Source organism: Methylobacterium sp. J-072 (assembly GCF_022829425.1).
Taxonomy (GTDB): Bacteria; Pseudomonadota; Alphaproteobacteria; order Rhizobiales; family Beijerinckiaceae; genus Methylobacterium.
In genome coordinates, this window is sequence record NZ_JAKSYK010000214.1 from 17,029 (window position 1) to 34,225 (window position 17,197).

General features: G+C 70.7%; 15 protein-coding genes. 10 read left to right on the forward strand and 5 right to left on the reverse strand.

Going from position 1 to position 17,197, the window contains the following annotated elements; genetic code table 11:
• Window positions 1-78 precede the first annotated feature (78 nt).
• A complete protein-coding gene (locus MKK67_RS28170) occupies window positions 79-666 on the reverse strand; it encodes a hypothetical protein (RefSeq protein ID WP_243971771.1) in 588 nt (195 codons plus the stop codon).
• 198 nt (window positions 667-864) lie between these two features.
• On the opposite strand from MKK67_RS28170, the gene MKK67_RS28175 reads away from it, so the two are divergent.
• The 10 genes from MKK67_RS28175 to MKK67_RS28220 all read left to right on the forward strand — a co-directional run bounded on the left by MKK67_RS28175 (window position 865) and on the right by MKK67_RS28220 (window position 14,228).
• Window positions 865-1,452 (forward strand): ANTAR domain-containing response regulator, encoded by a 588-nt coding sequence (locus tag MKK67_RS28175; RefSeq protein WP_007562443.1) that lies wholly within the window; start codon window positions 865-867, stop codon window positions 1,450-1,452.
• The gene (locus MKK67_RS28180; RefSeq protein ID WP_243971773.1) at window positions 1,449-2,462 is read left to right on the forward strand and encodes a CmpA/NrtA family ABC transporter substrate-binding protein; all 1,014 of its coding nucleotides are present in this window, start codon (window positions 1,449-1,451) and stop codon (window positions 2,460-2,462) included. Before MKK67_RS28175 ends, MKK67_RS28180 begins: the two co-directional genes overlap by 4 nt.
• 987 nt (window positions 2,463-3,449) lie before the next feature.
• On the forward strand, window positions 3,450-4,703 hold the full coding sequence (locus MKK67_RS28185) for an NAD(P)/FAD-dependent oxidoreductase (RefSeq protein WP_243971775.1): 1,254 nt from the start codon (window positions 3,450-3,452) through the stop codon (window positions 4,701-4,703).
• Window positions 4,704-4,805: 102 nt separating this feature from the next.
• Window positions 4,806-6,617 (forward strand): NirA family protein, encoded by a 1,812-nt coding sequence (locus MKK67_RS28190; protein ID WP_243971777.1) that lies wholly within the window; start codon window positions 4,806-4,808, stop codon window positions 6,615-6,617.
• Window positions 6,614-8,218, forward strand: coding sequence for a sulfite reductase subunit alpha (locus MKK67_RS28195; protein ID WP_243971780.1), 1,605 nt, complete (start codon window positions 6,614-6,616; stop codon window positions 8,216-8,218). The genes MKK67_RS28190 and MKK67_RS28195 overlap by 4 nt, the downstream gene beginning before the upstream one ends.
• Window positions 8,219-8,484: 266 nt before the next feature.
• Window positions 8,485-11,181, forward strand: coding sequence for a nitrate reductase (locus tag MKK67_RS28200; protein ID WP_243971782.1), 2,697 nt, complete (start codon window positions 8,485-8,487; stop codon window positions 11,179-11,181).
• A 211-nt stretch (window positions 11,182-11,392) separates the two neighbouring features.
• A complete protein-coding gene (cysG, locus tag MKK67_RS28205) occupies window positions 11,393-12,871 on the forward strand; it encodes a siroheme synthase CysG (RefSeq protein ID WP_409568455.1) in 1,479 nt (492 codons plus the stop codon).
• A gap of 91 nt (window positions 12,872-12,962) precedes the next feature.
• On the forward strand, window positions 12,963-13,214 hold the full coding sequence (locus MKK67_RS28210; protein WP_243971786.1) for a DUF4926 domain-containing protein: 252 nt from the start codon (window positions 12,963-12,965) through the stop codon (window positions 13,212-13,214).
• Complete coding sequence (locus MKK67_RS28215; RefSeq protein WP_243971788.1) at window positions 13,211-13,549, forward strand: DUF6883 domain-containing protein; 339 nt, start codon at window positions 13,211-13,213, stop codon at window positions 13,547-13,549. The genes MKK67_RS28210 and MKK67_RS28215 overlap by 4 nt, the downstream gene beginning before the upstream one ends.
• Window positions 13,550-13,733: 184 nt before the next feature.
• Window positions 13,734-14,228 (forward strand): cupin domain-containing protein, encoded by a 495-nt coding sequence (locus tag MKK67_RS28220; RefSeq protein WP_243971790.1) that lies wholly within the window; start codon window positions 13,734-13,736, stop codon window positions 14,226-14,228.
• Window positions 14,229-14,243: 15 nt separating this feature from the next.
• On the opposite strand, the gene nudC is transcribed toward MKK67_RS28220, so the two are convergent.
• The 4 genes from nudC to MKK67_RS28240 form a co-directional block, all read right to left on the reverse strand.
• Complete coding sequence (gene nudC, locus MKK67_RS28225) at window positions 14,244-15,143, reverse strand: NAD(+) diphosphatase (RefSeq protein ID WP_243971792.1); 900 nt, start codon at window positions 15,141-15,143, stop codon at window positions 14,244-14,246.
• Between the two features lie 7 nt (window positions 15,144-15,150).
• Window positions 15,151-15,570 (reverse strand): HIT domain-containing protein, encoded by a 420-nt coding sequence (locus tag MKK67_RS28230; RefSeq protein ID WP_050732864.1) that lies wholly within the window; start codon window positions 15,568-15,570, stop codon window positions 15,151-15,153.
• Window positions 15,571-15,652: 82 nt separating this feature from the next.
• Window positions 15,653-16,258 carry a hypothetical protein gene (locus tag MKK67_RS28235; protein WP_243971795.1) on the reverse strand — a complete coding sequence of 202 codons (606 nt, stop codon included), beginning with the start codon at window positions 16,256-16,258 and terminating at the stop codon, window positions 15,653-15,655.
• 61 nt (window positions 16,259-16,319) lie between these two features.
• On the reverse strand, window positions 16,320-17,183 hold the full coding sequence (locus MKK67_RS28240) for a universal stress protein (RefSeq protein WP_243971796.1): 864 nt from the start codon (window positions 17,181-17,183) through the stop codon (window positions 16,320-16,322).
• Between the last annotated feature and the right edge of the window lie 14 nt (window positions 17,184-17,197).

Genomic DNA, 17,197 nt, shown 5'->3' on the forward strand with positions numbered 1-17,197 from the left:
GCCCGGTTGCGAGGTCCAGAGGTGGTCACGCGCTAAGCCACGCTAATAGAATGCCGTGCCGTCGGACCGGCGTGCGCGTCAGCGCAGGCAGTCGGCCACCACCAGGGCGACGGAGCCCTGTACGGCCGCCGCGCCGTCGCGCATCAGGCTGGCCGCATCGCCGACGGCGCGGGCCGCGGGCGCCAGCCGTTCGGCCACCGAGGCGGCGAAGGGCAGGGCGGCGGGCGGCAGAAGCCCGGCCTCGTCCGACTCCGGGGCCTCGGCGCGGCCGGCCGCCAGCGGATCGGTCACGCGCAGGGGTGTCTCCGGGCAGCGGCGGCCGGGGCAGGGATGGCGGCCCGCGGTCGCGATATGCGACGTCGCCCGCGCCGCGAGCGCAGGCCTTGCGGGCTGCATCGGGCCCAGGGGATACATTTCGGCGAAGGCCAGGGAGGCCGGGCGCCGAACCGGCTCCGGGATCGCCACCGGCTTGGCGAAGGCGGTGGGCGACGGAGCCGCGGGCGCGATCAGGTCGGCGCGGGCCTCCGGCGGCGTCGGCTGCGGCGATGACGGGCAATAGAGGGAGGCGATGCCCAACATCGCCACCACCGCCACGGTCGGCAGGAACGGCATCGACACGCGCCCGGTGGCGGCGTCCGTCAGGGCAAGCTGGTCTGGCCTGCGCATCCGTTTCACCATCCCCGCGATCGTTCCGAGAGGGCCAGCATGCCCCCAGCATTGCGGCGGAAGCTGGACCGTTTCTTTGCCTGGCGGTAACGCTGGCGATCCCCGCGGGGCATACACCTTGCTTGGGCTATTGGCTTGGCCGGGGGCGCCCGAACCGGGCCGCCCCCTCTTGAGAAGACCCGCGCCGACCGGGCCCCGATGACCGAATCCAACCTCACCGTCGCCGTGATCGACCCGAGCCGCGCCCGTGCGGCGATCCTGGAGGAGGGCCTGCGCGCGGCCGGCATCGGCCGGATCGTGGTGATTCCCGACACGGCCGATCTGCTGGAGCGGATCACCGCCCTGAAGCCCGACGTGGTGGTGATCCACCTGGAAAGCCCGAGCCGCGATATCCTGGAACAGATGTCGGGGGTCTCCCGGCAAGTCGAGCGGCCGGTGGCGATGTTCGTCGACCGCTCGGACACCACCATGATGCAGGCCGCGGTCGATGCCGGGATCTCGGCCTACGTGGTCGACGGGCTGCGGGCGGAGCGGATCAAGTCGATCCTCGACATCGCGATCCTGCGCTTCAACGCCTTCGCGCGGCTCCAGCGCGAATTGTCCGAGGCCCGGGGCGAGCTTGCCGACCGCAAGCTGATCGAGCGCGCCAAGGGCATCCTGATGAACCTGAAGGGGCTGACCGAGGACGAGGCCTACAAGCAGCTCCGGCGCAAGGCCATGAACGAGAAGCGCAAGATCGCCGACATCGCCCGGGCCATCGTCACCACGGCGGATCTGCTCGGATGAGGCTCCAGCTCGGCTACATCCCGCTCTGCGATGCCGCGCCGCTGATCGCGGCGCACGAATTCGGCTTCGCCCGCTCCGAAGGCCTGGAGCTCGACCTCACGGCCGAACCGTCCTGGGCGACCCTGCGCGACCGCCTGGCGCTAGGCCACCTTGACGGTGCGCACATGCTGGCGCCGCTGGCCCTGGCAAGCCGGCTCGCTCTGTCCGGGCCGCCCTCCGACCTGATCGTGCCGCTGCAGCTCAGTGCCAACGGCAACGCCATCACGGTGTCCCGCGCGCTCTGGGCCGCGATGGAACCGGAGAGCGAGGCCCTGGCCGACGTGGCCCGCGCCTTCGCCCGGGTGGCGGCCGAGCGCCGGGATGCGGGCCGGCCGCTGACGCTCGGGACCGTGCATCCGTTCTCCTGCCACACCTACCAGCTGCGGCTGTTCGCCGAGGCCGGCGGCCTCGATCCCACGGCCTTCCGCACGGTCGTGGTCCCGCCCCAGCACAGTGTCGAGGCCCTGGCCCGGGGCCTCGTCGACGGCTACTGCGCCGGCGCCCCCTGGAACGACGTGGCCGTGGCGGCGGGCCACGGGAGGATCGCGGCCTTCGGCTGCGACCTCGCTCCGGACGCCCCCGAGAAAGTGCTCGCCCTATCCGCGCGGCTCGACGGCGCGACGCTGCCCCTGGTCCGGGCGGTCGCCCGCGCGGGGCAATGGTGCGCCGACCCGGCCAACCGCACCGACCTGGTCCATCGCCTGGCCCACCGAAGCTACCTCAACCTGGATGCCGAGCTGATCGGCCGGGCCTTCGCGGGGGACGCGGTCCTGGATTCGGCTGGCGCCACCCGGCCGGTGCCGGGACATCTCGACCTCGGCGCCTCCGTGCAGGCGCCGCGTCCCGAGGCCGCAAGCTGGCTCGTGGCGCAGATGCGCGCCTCCCGGCAGATCACCCGGGACGACCGCCTCGATACGGAGGCGGCCACGGTCTTCCGGCCCGATCTCTACCAAGCCGCTCTGGCGCCCTGAGGGCGATAGACAAAACGGCACTTTCGTCAGCGACGTGATGTCCGAACACAGTCGAGCGCGGAACGTTACCGGGTCTCGGCCGTTTTCCGATCGCCATGCCCGGATGCCGTAAACTCGATACCGACTCGTCGACATCGCATCCGCCCAGGCGGGTCGAGCTTCGACGCTATGTTCGTCGCGGCGCCAAGGCCCCGCGCGCCAGCAACGACAACCGTCGTCCCGGCGGCGTCCCAGCCTGGTATTGGGTCCTCGTGGCCGGCGCGATGCCGACTCTGGGCCTGCTGGCGATGCTCTCGACGCTGATCTGATCCGGCCCAAGCGTCGGATCCGATTTAGCTGGGTAAAGCGCTTCTCCCACTCCTCACCTCATCCTGAGGTGCCCAGCGATCGCAGATCGCTGGGCCTCGAAGGAGCCCTCCAGCCAGCCGCGCGATCCCTGGAAGTCTCCTTTGAGGCTCGCTTCGCTCACGCCTCAGGATGAGGTGGAGGGTTGGACTTCGCTGTGACGGGCCTATCGGTCCTAGCGAAGCAACGCAGCGCGGCGCACGATCTTGGCGCACTGAATCCCCTACGGCGCTGCGCTCGCGATGATGGCGTCAAACGATCTGGCCACTCTCAAGCTTCGATGATCAGACGGTAGCCCAGACACCCTCCCTTGCCGCCGCGCTGATCGTTTAAGCGACCGCCCGCCTGCTTTTTGTGCAGTGCGGTCTCGCCCCTCATGGCGCGAGGGCGTCTCTGTGACGGCGACATTTAATCAACACTTATAATAACTTGGAACTGCGCCTCGCGCTTGGCACGGGATCTGCTTTGATACTCGCGTCCGTCAACGACGACGGGCAGCGCCGTCAGCGAGGCCGCTGATCCGGTTCTCCTGAGGCTTAGAGCCTGCCCGGGGGATGACCGGCAGCGGCTTTTTCGTGGGCGGTCCGCCGACGATCCTGCACTCGAGGTTCCAGACGCGATCCAGAGATGGCGACATCCCCCATGGACACCAGCGCACACGATGCGCGCGCCGAGACCGGCTTGCCGCGCGAGCGGCTCGTCGTGGTCGGCAACGGCATGGCCTCGCTCCGATTCCTCGAGCGCCTGACCGAAGGGTCGCCCGGCCGCTTCGACGTCACCTGCGTCGGCGCTGAGCCGAAGGCCGCTTATAACCGGGTGCTGCTGTCCTCGCTGCTCGGCGGCGAAGTCGACGAGGCAGCCTGCGAATTCCGCGGCCTCGACTGGTACGCCGCCCACGGCATCCGCCTCATCACCGGCGCCCCGGTCACCCAGATCGACCGCGAGAACGGCTTGGTCATGGTCGGCGAGACCCATGTCCTGCCCTTCGATAAATTGGTCCTCGCCGTCGGCTCCCTGCCGATCCGGCTGCCGAAGCCCGGGATGGACCTACCCGGAGTCATCACGTTCCGCGACCTCGCCGACGTGGCTGCGATCCGCAAAGCCGCCGTGCAGCACGCCAGGGCGATCGTCATCGGTGGCGGCCTGCTCGGGCTCGAGGCGGCGGTCGGGCTGGCGCGGCTGGGGGTCGACACCACGCTGCTCCACGTCATGGACCGGCTGATGGAGCGCCAGCTCGATCACCACGCCGCCGGGCTGGTGAAGCGCGCCATGGAAGCCCGCGGCGTCCGCGTGATCCTCAAGGCCGATACAGCCCGGGTCGAGGGCGACGGCAAGGTCGAACGGCTCGTCTTGGCCGATGGGACCGTGCTGCCGGCCGACCTCGTGGTGATGTCGGTGGGGGTACGCCCCTCGGTGGCCCTGGCCCAGGGCGCTGGACTGGAGATCGGCCGCGGCATCAAGGTCGACGACCGGATGACCACCTCGGATTCCCGCGTCTTCGCCCTCGGCGAATGCGCCGAGCATCGCGGCCTGATCTACGGGCTGGTCGAGCCGGCCTACGAGCAGGCCGACACCCTGGCCCGGCACCTCGCCGGCCACAACGCCGCCTATGCCGGCACCTCGCTCGCCACCAGCCTCAAGGTCTCCGGGCTGCCGGTTTTTTCCGCCGGCCTCGTGGATACCCCCGAGGATGCCGAGGCGATCGTCCTGTCCGATCCCGGGGCCGGGCTCTACCGCAAGCTGCTGGTGCGGGAGGGCAAGCTGATCGGCGCTGTGTTCGTGGGCGACATCGCCGAGCAGGGTGCCTGCAAGGGCCTGATCCGCTCCGGCGATCCGGTCGAGAACCTCGATGATCTGATGTTCGGGCGCCCGGCGCCCGAGCAATTGGCTGCTTAGTTCCTGCTGCCGATCGGCAGGAGAACTAAGCCTTTGATTTCACACGCTCGCTTACGCCGAACCGGCATCCGCTTCGGCGGCGAGCGATCCAGGGAGGCGCAGATGGCCGAGACCACCACACAGACCGCCCCGGACGGCTTCAACCCCGAGCAGAAGCGCTACCTCGAAGGCTTCGCCTCGGGCGTCGCCGCGGCGCGCCTGACCGGCGGCCTGGCGATCGGGCAGGGCCCGGCTGCGCCGGCCGAGCCCACCGGGCCGGACGCGATCCACCTCAAGGCGCAGGACAAGACCGTCAAGGACGGCGGCAAGCTCTGCGAGCAGGAGAAGTGGAAGCGCGCCGAGAACCCGTTCGACGGCCATAACCGCCTGATCGCGGACGCGGCCGCCGGCAAGCAGCCGAAGCCCGAGGACAATTTCCGCTGGCGCTACCACGGCCTGTTCTGGGTCGCCCCGAACCAGGTGAGCTACATGGCCCGCCTGCGGATCCCCAACGGCATCCTGCACCATTGGCAGTTCGCAGGCGTCGCCGACCTCGCCGACCGGCACGGTGGCGGCTACGTCCACGTGACGACCCGCGCCAACCTCCAGGTGCGCGAGATCAGCCCCGAGCACGCCCAGCCGTTCCTCGACGGGCTCGTCGATATCGGCCTCACCGCCCGCGGCTCGGGGGCCGACAACATCCGCAACGTCACCGGCTCGTCCACCGCCGGCATCGACAGCCAGGAGCTGCTGGACACCCGCCCGCTGGCGAAATCCTGGAACAACTGGATCATCAACGACCGCTCGCTCTACGGCCTGCCGCGCAAGTTCAACGTCGCCTTCGACGGCGGCGGCGTGATGCCGACCCTGGAGGAGACCAACGATATCGGCTTCCAGGCGATCGAGGTGCTGGAGGGTGCCGCGGTGGCGCCGGGCGTGTGGATGCGCCTCGTGCTCGGCGGCATCTCCGGCCACCGGGACCTCGCCCGCGACACCGGCATCGTGCTCAAGCCCGAGGATTGCAACGCGGTGGCGGACGCGATCATCCGGGTGTTCATCGAGAACGGCGACCGGACCAACCGCAACAAGAGCCGGATGAAATACGTCCTCGACGCCTGGGGCTTCGACAAGTACCTCGCCGCCGTCGAGGAGAAACTCGGCCGCAAGCTCGACCGGGTCGAGCCCGCCCATGTGGCGCCGCGCCGGCCCACCGACCGGTTTGCCCATGTCGGCGTCCACGCCCAGAAGCAGCCCGGCCTCAACTGGATCGGGATCGTCCTGCCGGTCGGCAAGATGATGAGCGACCAAGTCCGGGCCTTGGCCGAGATCGCCCGGGATTGCGGCGACGGCCAGATCCGCCTCACCGTCTGGCAGAATTTTATTGTTTCGGGGGTCCCGGACGCGCGGGTCGCCGAGGTGGAGAGCCGGGTCGAGGCGCTGGGCCTCACCATCAAGGCGGCCGGCATCCGCTCCGGCCTCGTCGCCTGCACCGGCGCCCGGGGCTGCAAGTTCGCCGCCTCCGACACCAAGGGGCATGCGCTGATCATCGCCGACCATGTCGAGCGCACCGTCACCGAGCTCGACGTGCCGGTGAACGTCCACCTCACCGGCTGCCACCATTCCTGCGCCCAGCACTACATCGGCGATATCGGCCTGATCGGCGCCAAGGTGGTCGTCTCCGAGGAGGGCGACACCGTCGAGGGCTACGACATCGTGGTCGGCGGCGGCTTCGCCGAGAACCCGAAGATCGGCACCGAGATCTGGAAGGCCGTGAAGGCCGAAGACGCGCCGTTCCGCGTCGAAGCGCTGCTGCGCACCTACCTGGCCCGCCGGGAAAGCCCGGACGAGAGCTTCCAGTCCTTCACCGCCCGCACCGGCGCCGAAGCCCTGCGGGACGCCGCCGAGGAACAGCCAGCCCTGAAGGCCGCAGCATGAGTGAGCACGTCGCGCCCCCCCTCGTCCTGATCCCCGAGACCGCGCCCTTCGACGCCGACCAGCGCTCGTGGCTCTCGGGCTACTTTGCCGCCCTGCTCGGCCCCGCCGTCGCCGGGGCGACCGCCCTCGCGCCGGGTGAGGCGCTCCCGGGCGGCCCCAAGCTCGCCGACAACGACGACGCGCCCTGGCACGACCCCTCGGTGCCGATCGTTGACCGGATGGCGATGGCAAAAGATCGGCCCGAGCCGCAGAAGCTGATGGCCGCCATGGCCCAGCAGGATTGCGGCCAGTGCGGCTACAACTGCGCCGACTACGCCAATGCGATCTTCCTGAAGAACGAGGAGCGCCTGAATCTTTGCCAGCCCGGCGGCAAGGAGACCCTGCGCATGCTCAAGAAGCTGGAGGAGGAGTTCGTCGCCGCCGGCGGCGTGCCGGCTGCCCCGAAGGCCGAGGACGACGCCCCGAAGCCAGCGGCCGATCTCGGCCCGCTCGGCTTCTGCCGCGAGAACCCGGTCGAGGCGCTGTTCCTGTCCCGCCGCCGCCTCAACGATCCGGGCGGCGAGAAGGAGACCTGGCACATCGAGATCGGGCTCGACGGCACGCCGATCACCTACGAGGCCGGCGACTCACTCGGTCTGTTCCCGGCCAACGCCCCGGCGCTGGTCGACGCCGTGATCGCCGAGCTCGGCGCCCGGCCCGAGCGCATGATCGGGACCAAGACCCTGCGCGACCACCTGCTCAAGGATTACGCGCTCGGCGCCGCGCCGGACAACCTCTACCAGCTGCTGTCTCTGCTCACCTCGGGCGCGGCCCGCAAGAAGGCGCAGGCCTTGGCGTCCGGCGAGGATCCGGACGGCGACGCCGCCTACCTCGACGTGCTCGGCGCCCTGCACAAGTTCCCCGGCGCCCGGCCCGACGCGGAAGTCTTCTTGGAGGCCCTCGACGAGCTGCAGCCGCGGCTCTACTCGATCTCGTCCTCGCCGAAGATGGATGTCGGGATCGTGTCCCTGACCGTGGATGCGGTGCGCTACAACCACCGCTCGCGGCTTCGGCTGGGCGTCGCCTCCACGCATCTCGGCGAGCGCCTGCCCGAGCAGACCCACGTCAAGATCTACCTGCAGAAGGCCCATGGCTTCGCCCTGCCGGCGGACCTGTCCAAGGACGTGATCATGTGCGGCCCCGGCACCGGCATCGCGCCGTTCCGGTCGTTCCTGCGCGAGCGCGCCGCGACCCAGGCGCCCGGCCGCAACTGGCTGTTCTACGGCCACCAGCGCCAGGCCACGGACTTCTTCTACAAGGACGAGCTGAACACGCTGAAGGACGACAAGATCCTGACCCGCCTGTCGCTCGCCTGGTCCCGGGACGGCAGCGAGAAGACCTACGTCCAGGACCGGATGCGCGAGAACGGCGCCGATCTGTGGAAGTGGCTCGAAGGCGGCGCGCATTTCTACGTCTGCGGCGATGCCAAGCGCATGGCCAAGGACGTGGAGCGGGCGATCATCGACGTGGCGGCCAGCCATGGGGGCAAGAGCCCCGAGGACGCGGTCGCCTATCTCGCCGCCCTCAAGAAGACCGGCCGCTACCAGGCCGACGTGTACTGAGCCGCGCCCTCTCCGTGTGGGCCACGGTGGTCACGCCGCGGTCCATGCGGAGAGCGACGCGCCCCCTCTCCCATGCGGGAGAGGGTTGGGGTGAGGGGTCAGATCTCTCCGGAGAAGTCGCATCCCTCACCCTGTCCCTCTCCCGCACGGGAGAGGGGACCCGCCCCCATCCGGCAATGGGGGCGATCCACTCGCTGTCGGGTGACAGGGAGCGCGGCCCGCCTCTTGCGGCAGCCGTCGAACAAAAAACTTTCGAGGACCCAGCCATGACCCTGTCCGTGGCAGACCCGACGGTGCGGACGACCTGCCCCTATTGCGGGGTCGGGTGCGGCGTGCTCGCGACCCCGGACGGGAGCGGCGGCGCGGCGATCGCGGGCGACACCGAGCATCCGGCCAATTTCGGCCGGCTATGCTCGAAGGGCTCGGCGCTCGGCGAGACCCTGTCGTTGGAGAACCGGCTGCTCCACCCGCAGGTCGATGGGGTCCAGGCCTCGTGGGACGTGGCGCTGTCGACCGTATCGGAAAAACTGCGCGCGGTGGCCGAGGCCCACGGGCCGGATGCGATCGCCTTCTACCTCTCGGGGCAGCTCCTCACCGAGGATTATTACGTCGCCAACAAGCTGGCGAAGGGCTTCATCGGCACGCCCCACGTCGACACCAATTCACGGCTGTGCATGTCGAGCGCGGTCGCGGCCCACCGCCGCGCCTTCGGCTCCGACACGGTGCCGGGCTGCTACGAGGATCTCGACGAGGCCGACCTGATCGTGATGGTCGGGTCGAACACCGCCTGGTGCCACCCGATCCTGTTCCGGCGCATGGCCGACGCCAAGGCCCGGCGGGGCACGAAGTTCGTGGTGATCGACCCGCGCCGGACCCAGACCGGCCAGGAAGCCGACCTGTTCCTCGGGATCAAACCCGGCAGCGACGTGGCGCTGTTCTCAGGGTTGCTCGTACACCTCGCCGATAACGGCTTCCGCGATCGGGCCTTCGTGGACTCGCACACCGCCGGACTCGACGCTGCCCTCGACCGCGCCCGCGCCATCGCGCCCGATGTCGCCGCCGTCGCGGCTGCCACCGGCGTGCCGGCCTCCGACATCGCCGCCTTCTACGACCTGTTCGCCGGCACCCGCCGGGTGGTCACCGCCTTCTCGCAGGGGGTGAACCAGTCGGCGCAAGGGACCGACAAAGGCAACAGCATCATCAATTGCCACCTGATCACCGGCCGCATCGGCGAGACCGGGATGGGGCCGTTCTCGCTGACCGGCCAGCCCAACGCCATGGGGGGGCGCGAGGTCGGGGGCTTGGCCAACATGCTGGCCGCGCACATGCACTTCGCCCCCGAGGAGGTGGACCGGGTCCGCCGGTTCTGGGGCGCCCCCCGGATCGTCACCGGCGAGGGCATGAAGGCGGTGGCCCTGTTCGAGGCGGTCGCCCGCGGCAAGATCAAGGCCCTGTGGGTGATGGGCACCAACCCGCTGGTCTCGATGCCGCAGGCCGATCGGATCCGCGAGGCCCTGAAGGGGCTCGAGCTCTACGCCGTCTCCGAGGTGATGGCCGATTCCGACACGGTGCTGGGCCTCGGCAAGACCACGGTGCTGCTGCCGGCTCTCGCCTGGGGCGAGAAGGACGGCACGGTCACCAATTCCGAGCGGCGGATCTCCCGTCAACGCCGATTCCTGGCCGCCCCCGGCGAGGCGCGGGCGGACTGGGCGGTGCTGTCCGAGGTCGGACGCCGGCTCGGCCACGGCCGGGCCTTCGCGTTCGACTCGGCGGCAGCCGTGTTCCGCGAGCATGCCGGGCTCTCGGCCTACGAGAACAACGGCACCCGCGACTTCGATCTCGGCGCACTCACCGACCTCAGCGACGCCGCCTACGACATCAACCTGCCGGTGCAATGGCCGATCCCGAAGCGCTCCGGCCCGAAGGGCGCGCCGCAGGGCAAGGCCCGGCTGTTCGGCGACGGCCGGTTCTACACCTTCGACCGCCGCGCCCGCTTCGTGGCGGTGCAGCCGCCGGGCCTCGCCCAGGCGGTCTCGGAGGATTTCCCCTTCGTGCTCAACACCGGCCGGGTGCGCGACCACTGGCACACGATGACGCGCACCGGGAAGAGCCAGCGCCTCTCGGCCCACCGCGCCGTCCCGTTCGTTGAGGTGCACCCCGATGATGCGACCACCTTGGGCCTGACCGAGGGCGGCATCGCGCGTCTGCGCACCGAGCACGGCGAGGCCGAGCTCGAAGTGATGATCACGGACTCCGTGGTGCCGGGCGGCCTGTTCATGCCGATGCACTGGGGCAGCGCCTACGCGTCGAAGGCCCGGGTCGGCGCCCTGGTGCGCGGCGTGCCGGATCCGGTCTCGGGCCAGCCCGAGCTGAAGGCGACCCCGGCCGCCCTGGAGCCCGTCGCCTACCGCGCCCGGGGCTTCCTGCTGTCGCGCCGACAGGTGGCCCTGCCGGAGGGCTGGTGGTGGGCGCGGGCGTCGATCACCGGCGGCTGGGGCGTGCAATTCGCCACCGCGGCGAGTTCCAGCGCCGTGGCGCTGCTGGTGCGCGGGCTGATCCAGAGCGACGCGCTGGCCGGCTTCGAGCTCGCCGAATATGCCGATCACGCCCGCGACCGCTACCGCTGTGCCGTCTATGACGGCGCCCGGCTGGTCGCCTGCCTGGCCTACGCCCCGGCGGAGGCCCGCCCCGACTGGGAGGCGGCCAAGGCCCTGTTCGCCATCGAGGAGCCCGAGGCAGCCGAGCGCCGGGCGCTGCTCTCGGGCCGCGCCGCCACCGCCTCGGCGGGTCCGGTGGTCTGCGCCTGCCACGGCGTCGGCGCCGACGTGATCGCCGCCACGATCGGCGCGGGGGCCGGGTCCGTGGAGGCCGTGGGCGCCGCCTGCAAGGCCGGCACGAATTGCGGCTCCTGCATCCCGGAGATCCGCAAGATGCTGACCCGGGAGACCGCCCGCGCCGCGTGATTTTCTGATATGATGTCACCTTGAGGACGGACCGGTCTATCCCATCCACACCCTCATCCTGAGGTGCGGCGAAGCCGCCTCGAAGGAGCCCTCCAGCCAGCTCCGCGATTCCTGGAGATCTCCTTCGAGGCGCAGCGATCTTCGATCGCCGGGCACCTCAGGATGAGGGGTATGGATGGGACGGCCGACAGGGACGACCCAGGACAGATTCGTGACCGAGACACAGGCCCCCCTGCGCGCAGCCCGCGCCCCCCGCGAGACCCAATCCGCCGGCCTCGAGCCGTTGGCGGTGCTGCCGGTGTTCGTGCCCCTGCGCGGTAAGCGGGTGGTGCTCGCCGGCTCCTCCGGCGGGGCGCCGTGGAAGGTGAAGGTCCTGGCCGCGGCCGGCGCCCATGTCGACGTCTACGCGCCCGAGCCCAGCGAGGAACTGCGCGCGGTGCCGGGCGAGATCGTCGACGGGAGCGTCGCGCTGCACGAGCGCGCCTGGACGCCGAACGACCTCTGGGGCGCGGCCTTCTGCATCGGCGCCCTGGAGGACGAGTCCGACTGCGTCGCCTTCGTGGTCGCGGCCCGGGGGGCGGGCGCCATCGTCAACGCCGTCGACCGGCCGCACCTGTGCGACGTGAAGTTCGGCGCCATCGTCAACCGCTCGCCGCTGGTCGTCGGCATCTCCACGGAGGGCGCCGCCCCGGTCTTCGGCCAGACCGTGCGCGCGCGGATCGAGGCGATGCTGCCCCGTGGGTTCGCCCGCTGGGTCGGGGCCGCCCGCGACTGGCGGGACGGCGTCACCGCCCGGTTCCACGGGTTCAGTGAGCGGCGCAGCTTCTGGGAGCGGTTCACCGACCGCGCCTTCGCCGAGCCCGACCGGGCGCCGACGCAGCAGGATTTGGCCGAGCTGCTGGGCGAGACCGAGGCGGCGCCGAAGGGCGGCGCGGTGACGCTGGTCGGGGCGGGCCCGGGCGATGCGGAGCTCCTGACCCTCAAGGCCCTGCGGGCGCTGCGCAACGCCGACGTGATCCTGTACGACGATCTCGTCGCCCCCGAGATCCTGGACTATGCCCGCCGCGAGGCGCGGACCATGCTGGTGGGCAAGACCGGCCACGGCCCGTCGTGCCGGCAGGACGACATCAACGCCCTGATGGTGCAGCTCGCCCGCACCGGCAAGCAGGTGGTGCGGCTGAAATCCGGCGACCCGCTGGTGTTCGGCCGGGCCGGCGAAGAGATCGAGGCCTGCCGGGCCGCCGGCATCCCCGTGACCGTGGTGCCGGGCATCTCGGCCGCGCAGGGAGCGGCGGCGGCGCTGGGCCTGTCGCTGACCCACCGCGACGCCGCCCGCCGCCTGCAATTCGTCACCGGCCACGACCGCCGCGGCGCCCTGCCGGACGATCTGAACTGGGGCGCGCTCGCCGATCCGAGCGTGACCACGGTGGTCTACATGCCCAAGCGCACGCTGCGGGCGCTGCTCGCCCGGGCGGTGGAGGAGGGGTTGGCGCCCTCGACGCCGGCTTTGCTGGTTTTCAACGTCAGCCGCTCGAACCAGGCCTCGCTGCGCGGCACCGCCGCCGACCTCGCCGACCGGGTCGAAGCCGCCGGCCTCGACGGACCGGCGCTGCTGATGGTCGGCGAGGCGTTCTCGGAAATGCGAGCGGCGGTGCCGGTCGAGGCAGCGCCGGTGCGGGTGGCGATCTGAGGCTAGGCGGTACCGTTCTAGCATTGGCAATGCCGAAGCAATCACGCCCATAGCTTTTGCTGGCCGGCGTGATCCGCGGTAGAATGATCGCATGTCATTCGACTCGACCTTCTATGCTCGAACTTTGGGGCAGGGCGCCGCGATCCGCGAGCTGAGCCGAGTGACGCTTGTCGATCGTCACGAGACTGAGGACGGCCACATCCTGCCTGCGGGCAGCGAGGGCACGATCGTCGGCACTTGGGCGCGGGGGGCGGCCTACGAGGTTGAGTTCACCAAACCCTTCGCAGCCCTGGTCACGCTCGAGCCGGACCAGTTCCGGGTCACGACGGAACCCGCCTTTTGATCGACTCGCGTGTTCCATTCAGGAACGCGCTCGTTCCGCACGAGAAGATCGTTCACTACCTGCTCGATCTGGCGCATCCCGACGGCGGGTCCAAGGCCAAATTCTTCATCGCGCGCGGATTTCGCCTAGAAGATCCGAAAGCGCTAGCCGACGCTTTGCTCGATCATGTCGCCGCGAACCCAGTCGTCAGTGTCCGGCACGGACGCTACGGTGCTCAGCTCGCCGTCGAGGGCCCGATGGCGATGCCGGATGGCACGAGCCGGAACGTCCTGTCGGTGTGGCTCCATCAGGAAACGGGCGACGGCGTCTTCGTCACGGCTTACCCGCAGAGCTAGAGCGCGCCGCTCCTCTCCCGAACAGCGGGGCAGTGGGTCTATTGAGGCGCGTTACGCCAACGAGCCGCAGCGCACCCAACCCCGCGGCGATCTGCGCCAGCCCCCGCGCCTGGGAAACCGCCAAGCCGACCCCAGAAAAAGCCTGCGGGCGCGAAAGACGCCCGCGGGATCTGGGAGGCGCACCATGACAACACGCTCTTGGCTCGGTGTCGCGGCTCTGCTGATCGCGGCCGGGCCGGCCCTGGCGGCGGATCACGATGCCCCCGGGATGGTGGTGAAGCCCGACGGGGCGTCAGTCGTCTACGGGCCGGGGCCGGCGAACCTGCCGAAGGGCACGCAGATCAGCCAGGTCGCCGGCGATCCGGCCAAGCCCGGGCCATTCGTGCTGCGACTGAAGTTTCCCGCTAACACGGTGATCGCCCCGCACACGCATTCCAAGGCGGAAACGCTGACGATCCTGTCCGGCTCGATCTACCACGCGCATGGGGAGACCCTCGACAAGGCCAAGGGCGCGGCGCTGAAGGCCGGCGGCTTCGTCTACCTGCCGGAGGACATGCCCCATTCCCTCTGGACCACCGACGAGCCGGTGGAACTGCAGGTCAACGGCTCCGGCCCGTTCGGGCTGAACTACATCAACCCCGCCGACGACCCGAGCCGACAGGCCGGCGGGAAGGGCTAGAACGGCGCGAGAACATCAGGTCTCGCCAGCCACGAAGGCCCGCATCAGGTAGTTGGCGATCGCCATGGGCGGCGGGGCCTGGATGCCCTCGGGATGGGTGCCGGCCAGCATGGCGGCGACGGCGGCGCGGTCGAACCAGCGGGCATCCTCCAGCTCGGTCGGGTCGGTCACGATGGTACCGTCGAGGGCCTCGGCGGCGCAGCCGAGCATCAGCGAGGATGGGAACGGCCAGGGCTGCGAGGTCCGGTAGGTGACCGCGCCGACCCGGATCCGGGTCTCCTCGAAAACCTCCCGTCGCACCGCATCCTCGATGGTCTCGCCGGGCTCCAGGAAGCCGGCGAGGCAGGAATACATGTGCGGGCGGAAATGCGGGCCGCGCCCGAGCAGGCAGGTCTCGCCCCGGCGCACCAGCATGATCACCACCGGATCGACCCGGGGGAAATGGTGGGCGTTGCAGCTCGGGCATTCCCGGCGGAAGCCGCCGGCCTTCGGGACGGTGGCGGTGCCGCAATTGGCGCAGAAGCCGTGCCGGGCGTGCCAGTCGAGCATCGACTTCGCAACCGCCAGCAGGCCCAGCTCCTCGGCCTCGACGGCGGATTCGGTGGCGATGGCGCGCAGGTCGAGGGTGCGGGCCTCGGCATCCGAAAACCCCTCCGCGGCCTCGGCCGGGGCGGACGCGGCGAAGACGGGCCTTCCATCCCGATGCCCCAAGAAGATCCGCGTCCCGGAAAGCTCGGGCGCGTCGGCGGGGGTGATCAGCGCGGTCGCCCCGCGCAGCACGATCCGGTCGCCGCAGATCAGGACGAGGCGCGCATCCGGCGCATCGAACGGCGGCACCGCCTCCTCGGGCTGTTCGGCCGAGTGCCGGTCGAGGCGGTTGCGGACGAAGCCGAGGGTGTCGCGGGGATCGGTCATGGAAGGGTCAGGCCGCGGAGAACAGGGCACCGGCGCGCTCGATCAGCTGGGCGCGGGCATGGAACGGGTAGGGCTTTCGCGTCTCGAAGCCCCAGACCGGGCCCGGCCAGGCCGGGTCGGAGCGGAAGCGGCCGACAACGTGGACGTGGAGTTGCGCCACGACGTTGCCGAGGGCTCCGACATTGACCTTGTCGGGCTTCGACAGCGCCTGCATCACCCCGGTTGCGATGCGGGTCTCCCGCCACAAATCCGCAGCGTCGGCCTCGGACAGGTCGGTGATCTCGGAGACGTCCGGGCGGCGCGGCACCAGGATCAGCCAGGGGAACCGGGCATCGTCCATCAGCAGCACGCGGCACAGGGCGAGGTCGCCCACCTCGACGGTGTCGGCAGCCAGGCGCGGATCGAGGGCGAAGGCAGACTCGGTCATGGCACGACGATGTAGCGCAGCTTGCGCCGCGGCGCGCCTCCCCGATGCGCGGAGCGATGACGCAACCGCAGCAGAGCCATCGTCAGAACGACGGCACGGCGCCCTGGCGGCCCACCGCGATCGTGCCGACCGAGAGGGCGCCGTCCGGCCCGGACTGGGTGAACAGGGTGACGGCCGCGCCGGGTTCGAGCAGGGCCTTTTCGCCGGGGGCGATCGCGGTGACCGGGGTCCCGGCCGGGATCTCGAAACTCGCCTGCCCGCCGCCAAAGCCCAGCGTCAGCCGGAGCGGGCGGCCGCCCTTCAGGTCGGCGACCCAGCCAGCCGTGAAGGTCGCGCCCGGATCGGTATCCCAGGGCTGCGTCCCGGCCTCGAAGCCGCGCTCGGAGGGGGAGTACAGCGTCACGGCCTTAGCCCGCAGCGGCGCGGCCCCGGGGGTTGCCAGCACGCTGACGTAGCTCTCGGGCTTGATGTTGCGCAGGGCCGCTTCGGTCACCGCGAAGACCCGGGTCCGCGGGTTCATCCGCAGGGTCAGGGTGCTGCCGCCTGGGCGGCGGATCTGGATTCGGTCGGCCTCGGCCCATTCGACGATGCCGCGGAACCGGGCGGTGGTCGGTTGCGCCCAGGCGGCAGTCACCGCCGAGACGGCCAGCAGGGAAGCGAGGAGGAGGCGGGTCACGGCTGTCGTCACGGGGATCCTGATCCGGCTGCGGTGGCCGAACGCCAGGCGCGCGCGGCGGTTCCAGATCCCATCAATGGGCCAGCAGCACCGGCATGTCGGCATGGGCCAGGACGTGGCTGGTGACGCCGCCGAAAATCATCTGGCGCAGTCGGCTTTGGGTGTAGGCGCCTTTGATCAGCAGATCGCAGCCGAACGCCTTGGCCTCGCCGAGAAACGTCTCGCCCGGCGCCCGCCGGCCGGCCGGGAGGGCGCGGTGCGAGGCCGCCACACCCTCGCAGGCCAGGGCCTGAGCGAGGTCCTGGGCGCTCGGCCCCGGCACCATGCCGCCCTCGACGCTGAGCACCAGCACCCGCTCGGCCCGGCGCAGGAACGGCATGGCGAAGGCCACCGCCCGGGCGGTCTCGGTGGAGCCGTTCCAGGCGATCAGGATCGCGTCACCCAGCGTCGTGGGGGCGAGGGGCGGCGCCAGCAGGATTGGACGGCCGCCCTCGAACAGGGCGGTCTCGAAGGTGGTCATGCGCGGGGCGTTGTCGGTGGTCCCCGGGCGTCCGACCACGGTGGCCGAGAACAGCCGGGCATATTGGCCGAGGAATGCGTCGCCGGTGGGCACGTCCTGCCGCCAGCGGTAGCGCGGGCCGGCATCAGCCACCTTCTCGGCGATGCAGAGCCCGTCGCGGGCGTGCCGCGGGATGCCGGCCGCGTCCATGAAGGCGACGAAGCGCCCGCCGGCCTCCTCGGCCTCGGCCCGGTCGGCCTCCTCGTCGCGCAGCCAGGTCATGCCGCCGACCATGTCGACCGGCACGTATTCGGCGAGCGCCGGGCGCAGGGACACGCCCTCGATCAGGCTGCCGAAGCGTGACGCCGCGAGCCGGGTGGTCTCGAACACGGAGGTCAGGCCGTCGTGCATCGCGACGGGAACGAGCAGGGTCTTCATCGCGGCATCCTCCT

Excerpts from the sequence above, each read along its gene's own strand:
- MKK67_RS28170 (WP_243971771.1), bottom strand. The coding sequence starts at position 666 with ATGCGCAGGCCAGACCAGCTTGCCCTGACGGACGCCGCCACCGGGCGC.
- MKK67_RS28175 (WP_007562443.1), top strand. The coding sequence starts at position 865 with ATGACCGAATCCAACCTCACCGTCGCCGTGATCGACCCGAGCCGCGCC.
- MKK67_RS28180 (WP_243971773.1), top strand. The coding sequence starts at position 1,449 with ATGAGGCTCCAGCTCGGCTACATCCCGCTCTGCGATGCCGCGCCGCTG.
- MKK67_RS28185 (WP_243971775.1), top strand. The coding sequence starts at position 3,450 with ATGGACACCAGCGCACACGATGCGCGCGCCGAGACCGGCTTGCCGCGC.
- MKK67_RS28190 (WP_243971777.1), top strand. The coding sequence starts at position 4,806 with ATGGCCGAGACCACCACACAGACCGCCCCGGACGGCTTCAACCCCGAG.
- MKK67_RS28195 (WP_243971780.1), top strand. The coding sequence starts at position 6,614 with ATGAGTGAGCACGTCGCGCCCCCCCTCGTCCTGATCCCCGAGACCGCG.
- MKK67_RS28200 (WP_243971782.1), top strand. The coding sequence starts at position 8,485 with ATGACCCTGTCCGTGGCAGACCCGACGGTGCGGACGACCTGCCCCTAT.
- MKK67_RS28210 (WP_243971786.1), top strand. The coding sequence starts at position 12,963 with ATGTCATTCGACTCGACCTTCTATGCTCGAACTTTGGGGCAGGGCGCC.
- MKK67_RS28220 (WP_243971790.1), top strand. The coding sequence starts at position 13,734 with ATGACAACACGCTCTTGGCTCGGTGTCGCGGCTCTGCTGATCGCGGCC.
- nudC (WP_243971792.1), bottom strand. The coding sequence starts at position 15,143 with ATGACCGATCCCCGCGACACCCTCGGCTTCGTCCGCAACCGCCTCGAC.
- MKK67_RS28230 (WP_050732864.1), bottom strand. The coding sequence starts at position 15,570 with ATGACCGAGTCTGCCTTCGCCCTCGATCCGCGCCTGGCTGCCGACACC.
- MKK67_RS28240 (WP_243971796.1), bottom strand. The coding sequence starts at position 17,183 with ATGAAGACCCTGCTCGTTCCCGTCGCGATGCACGACGGCCTGACCTCC.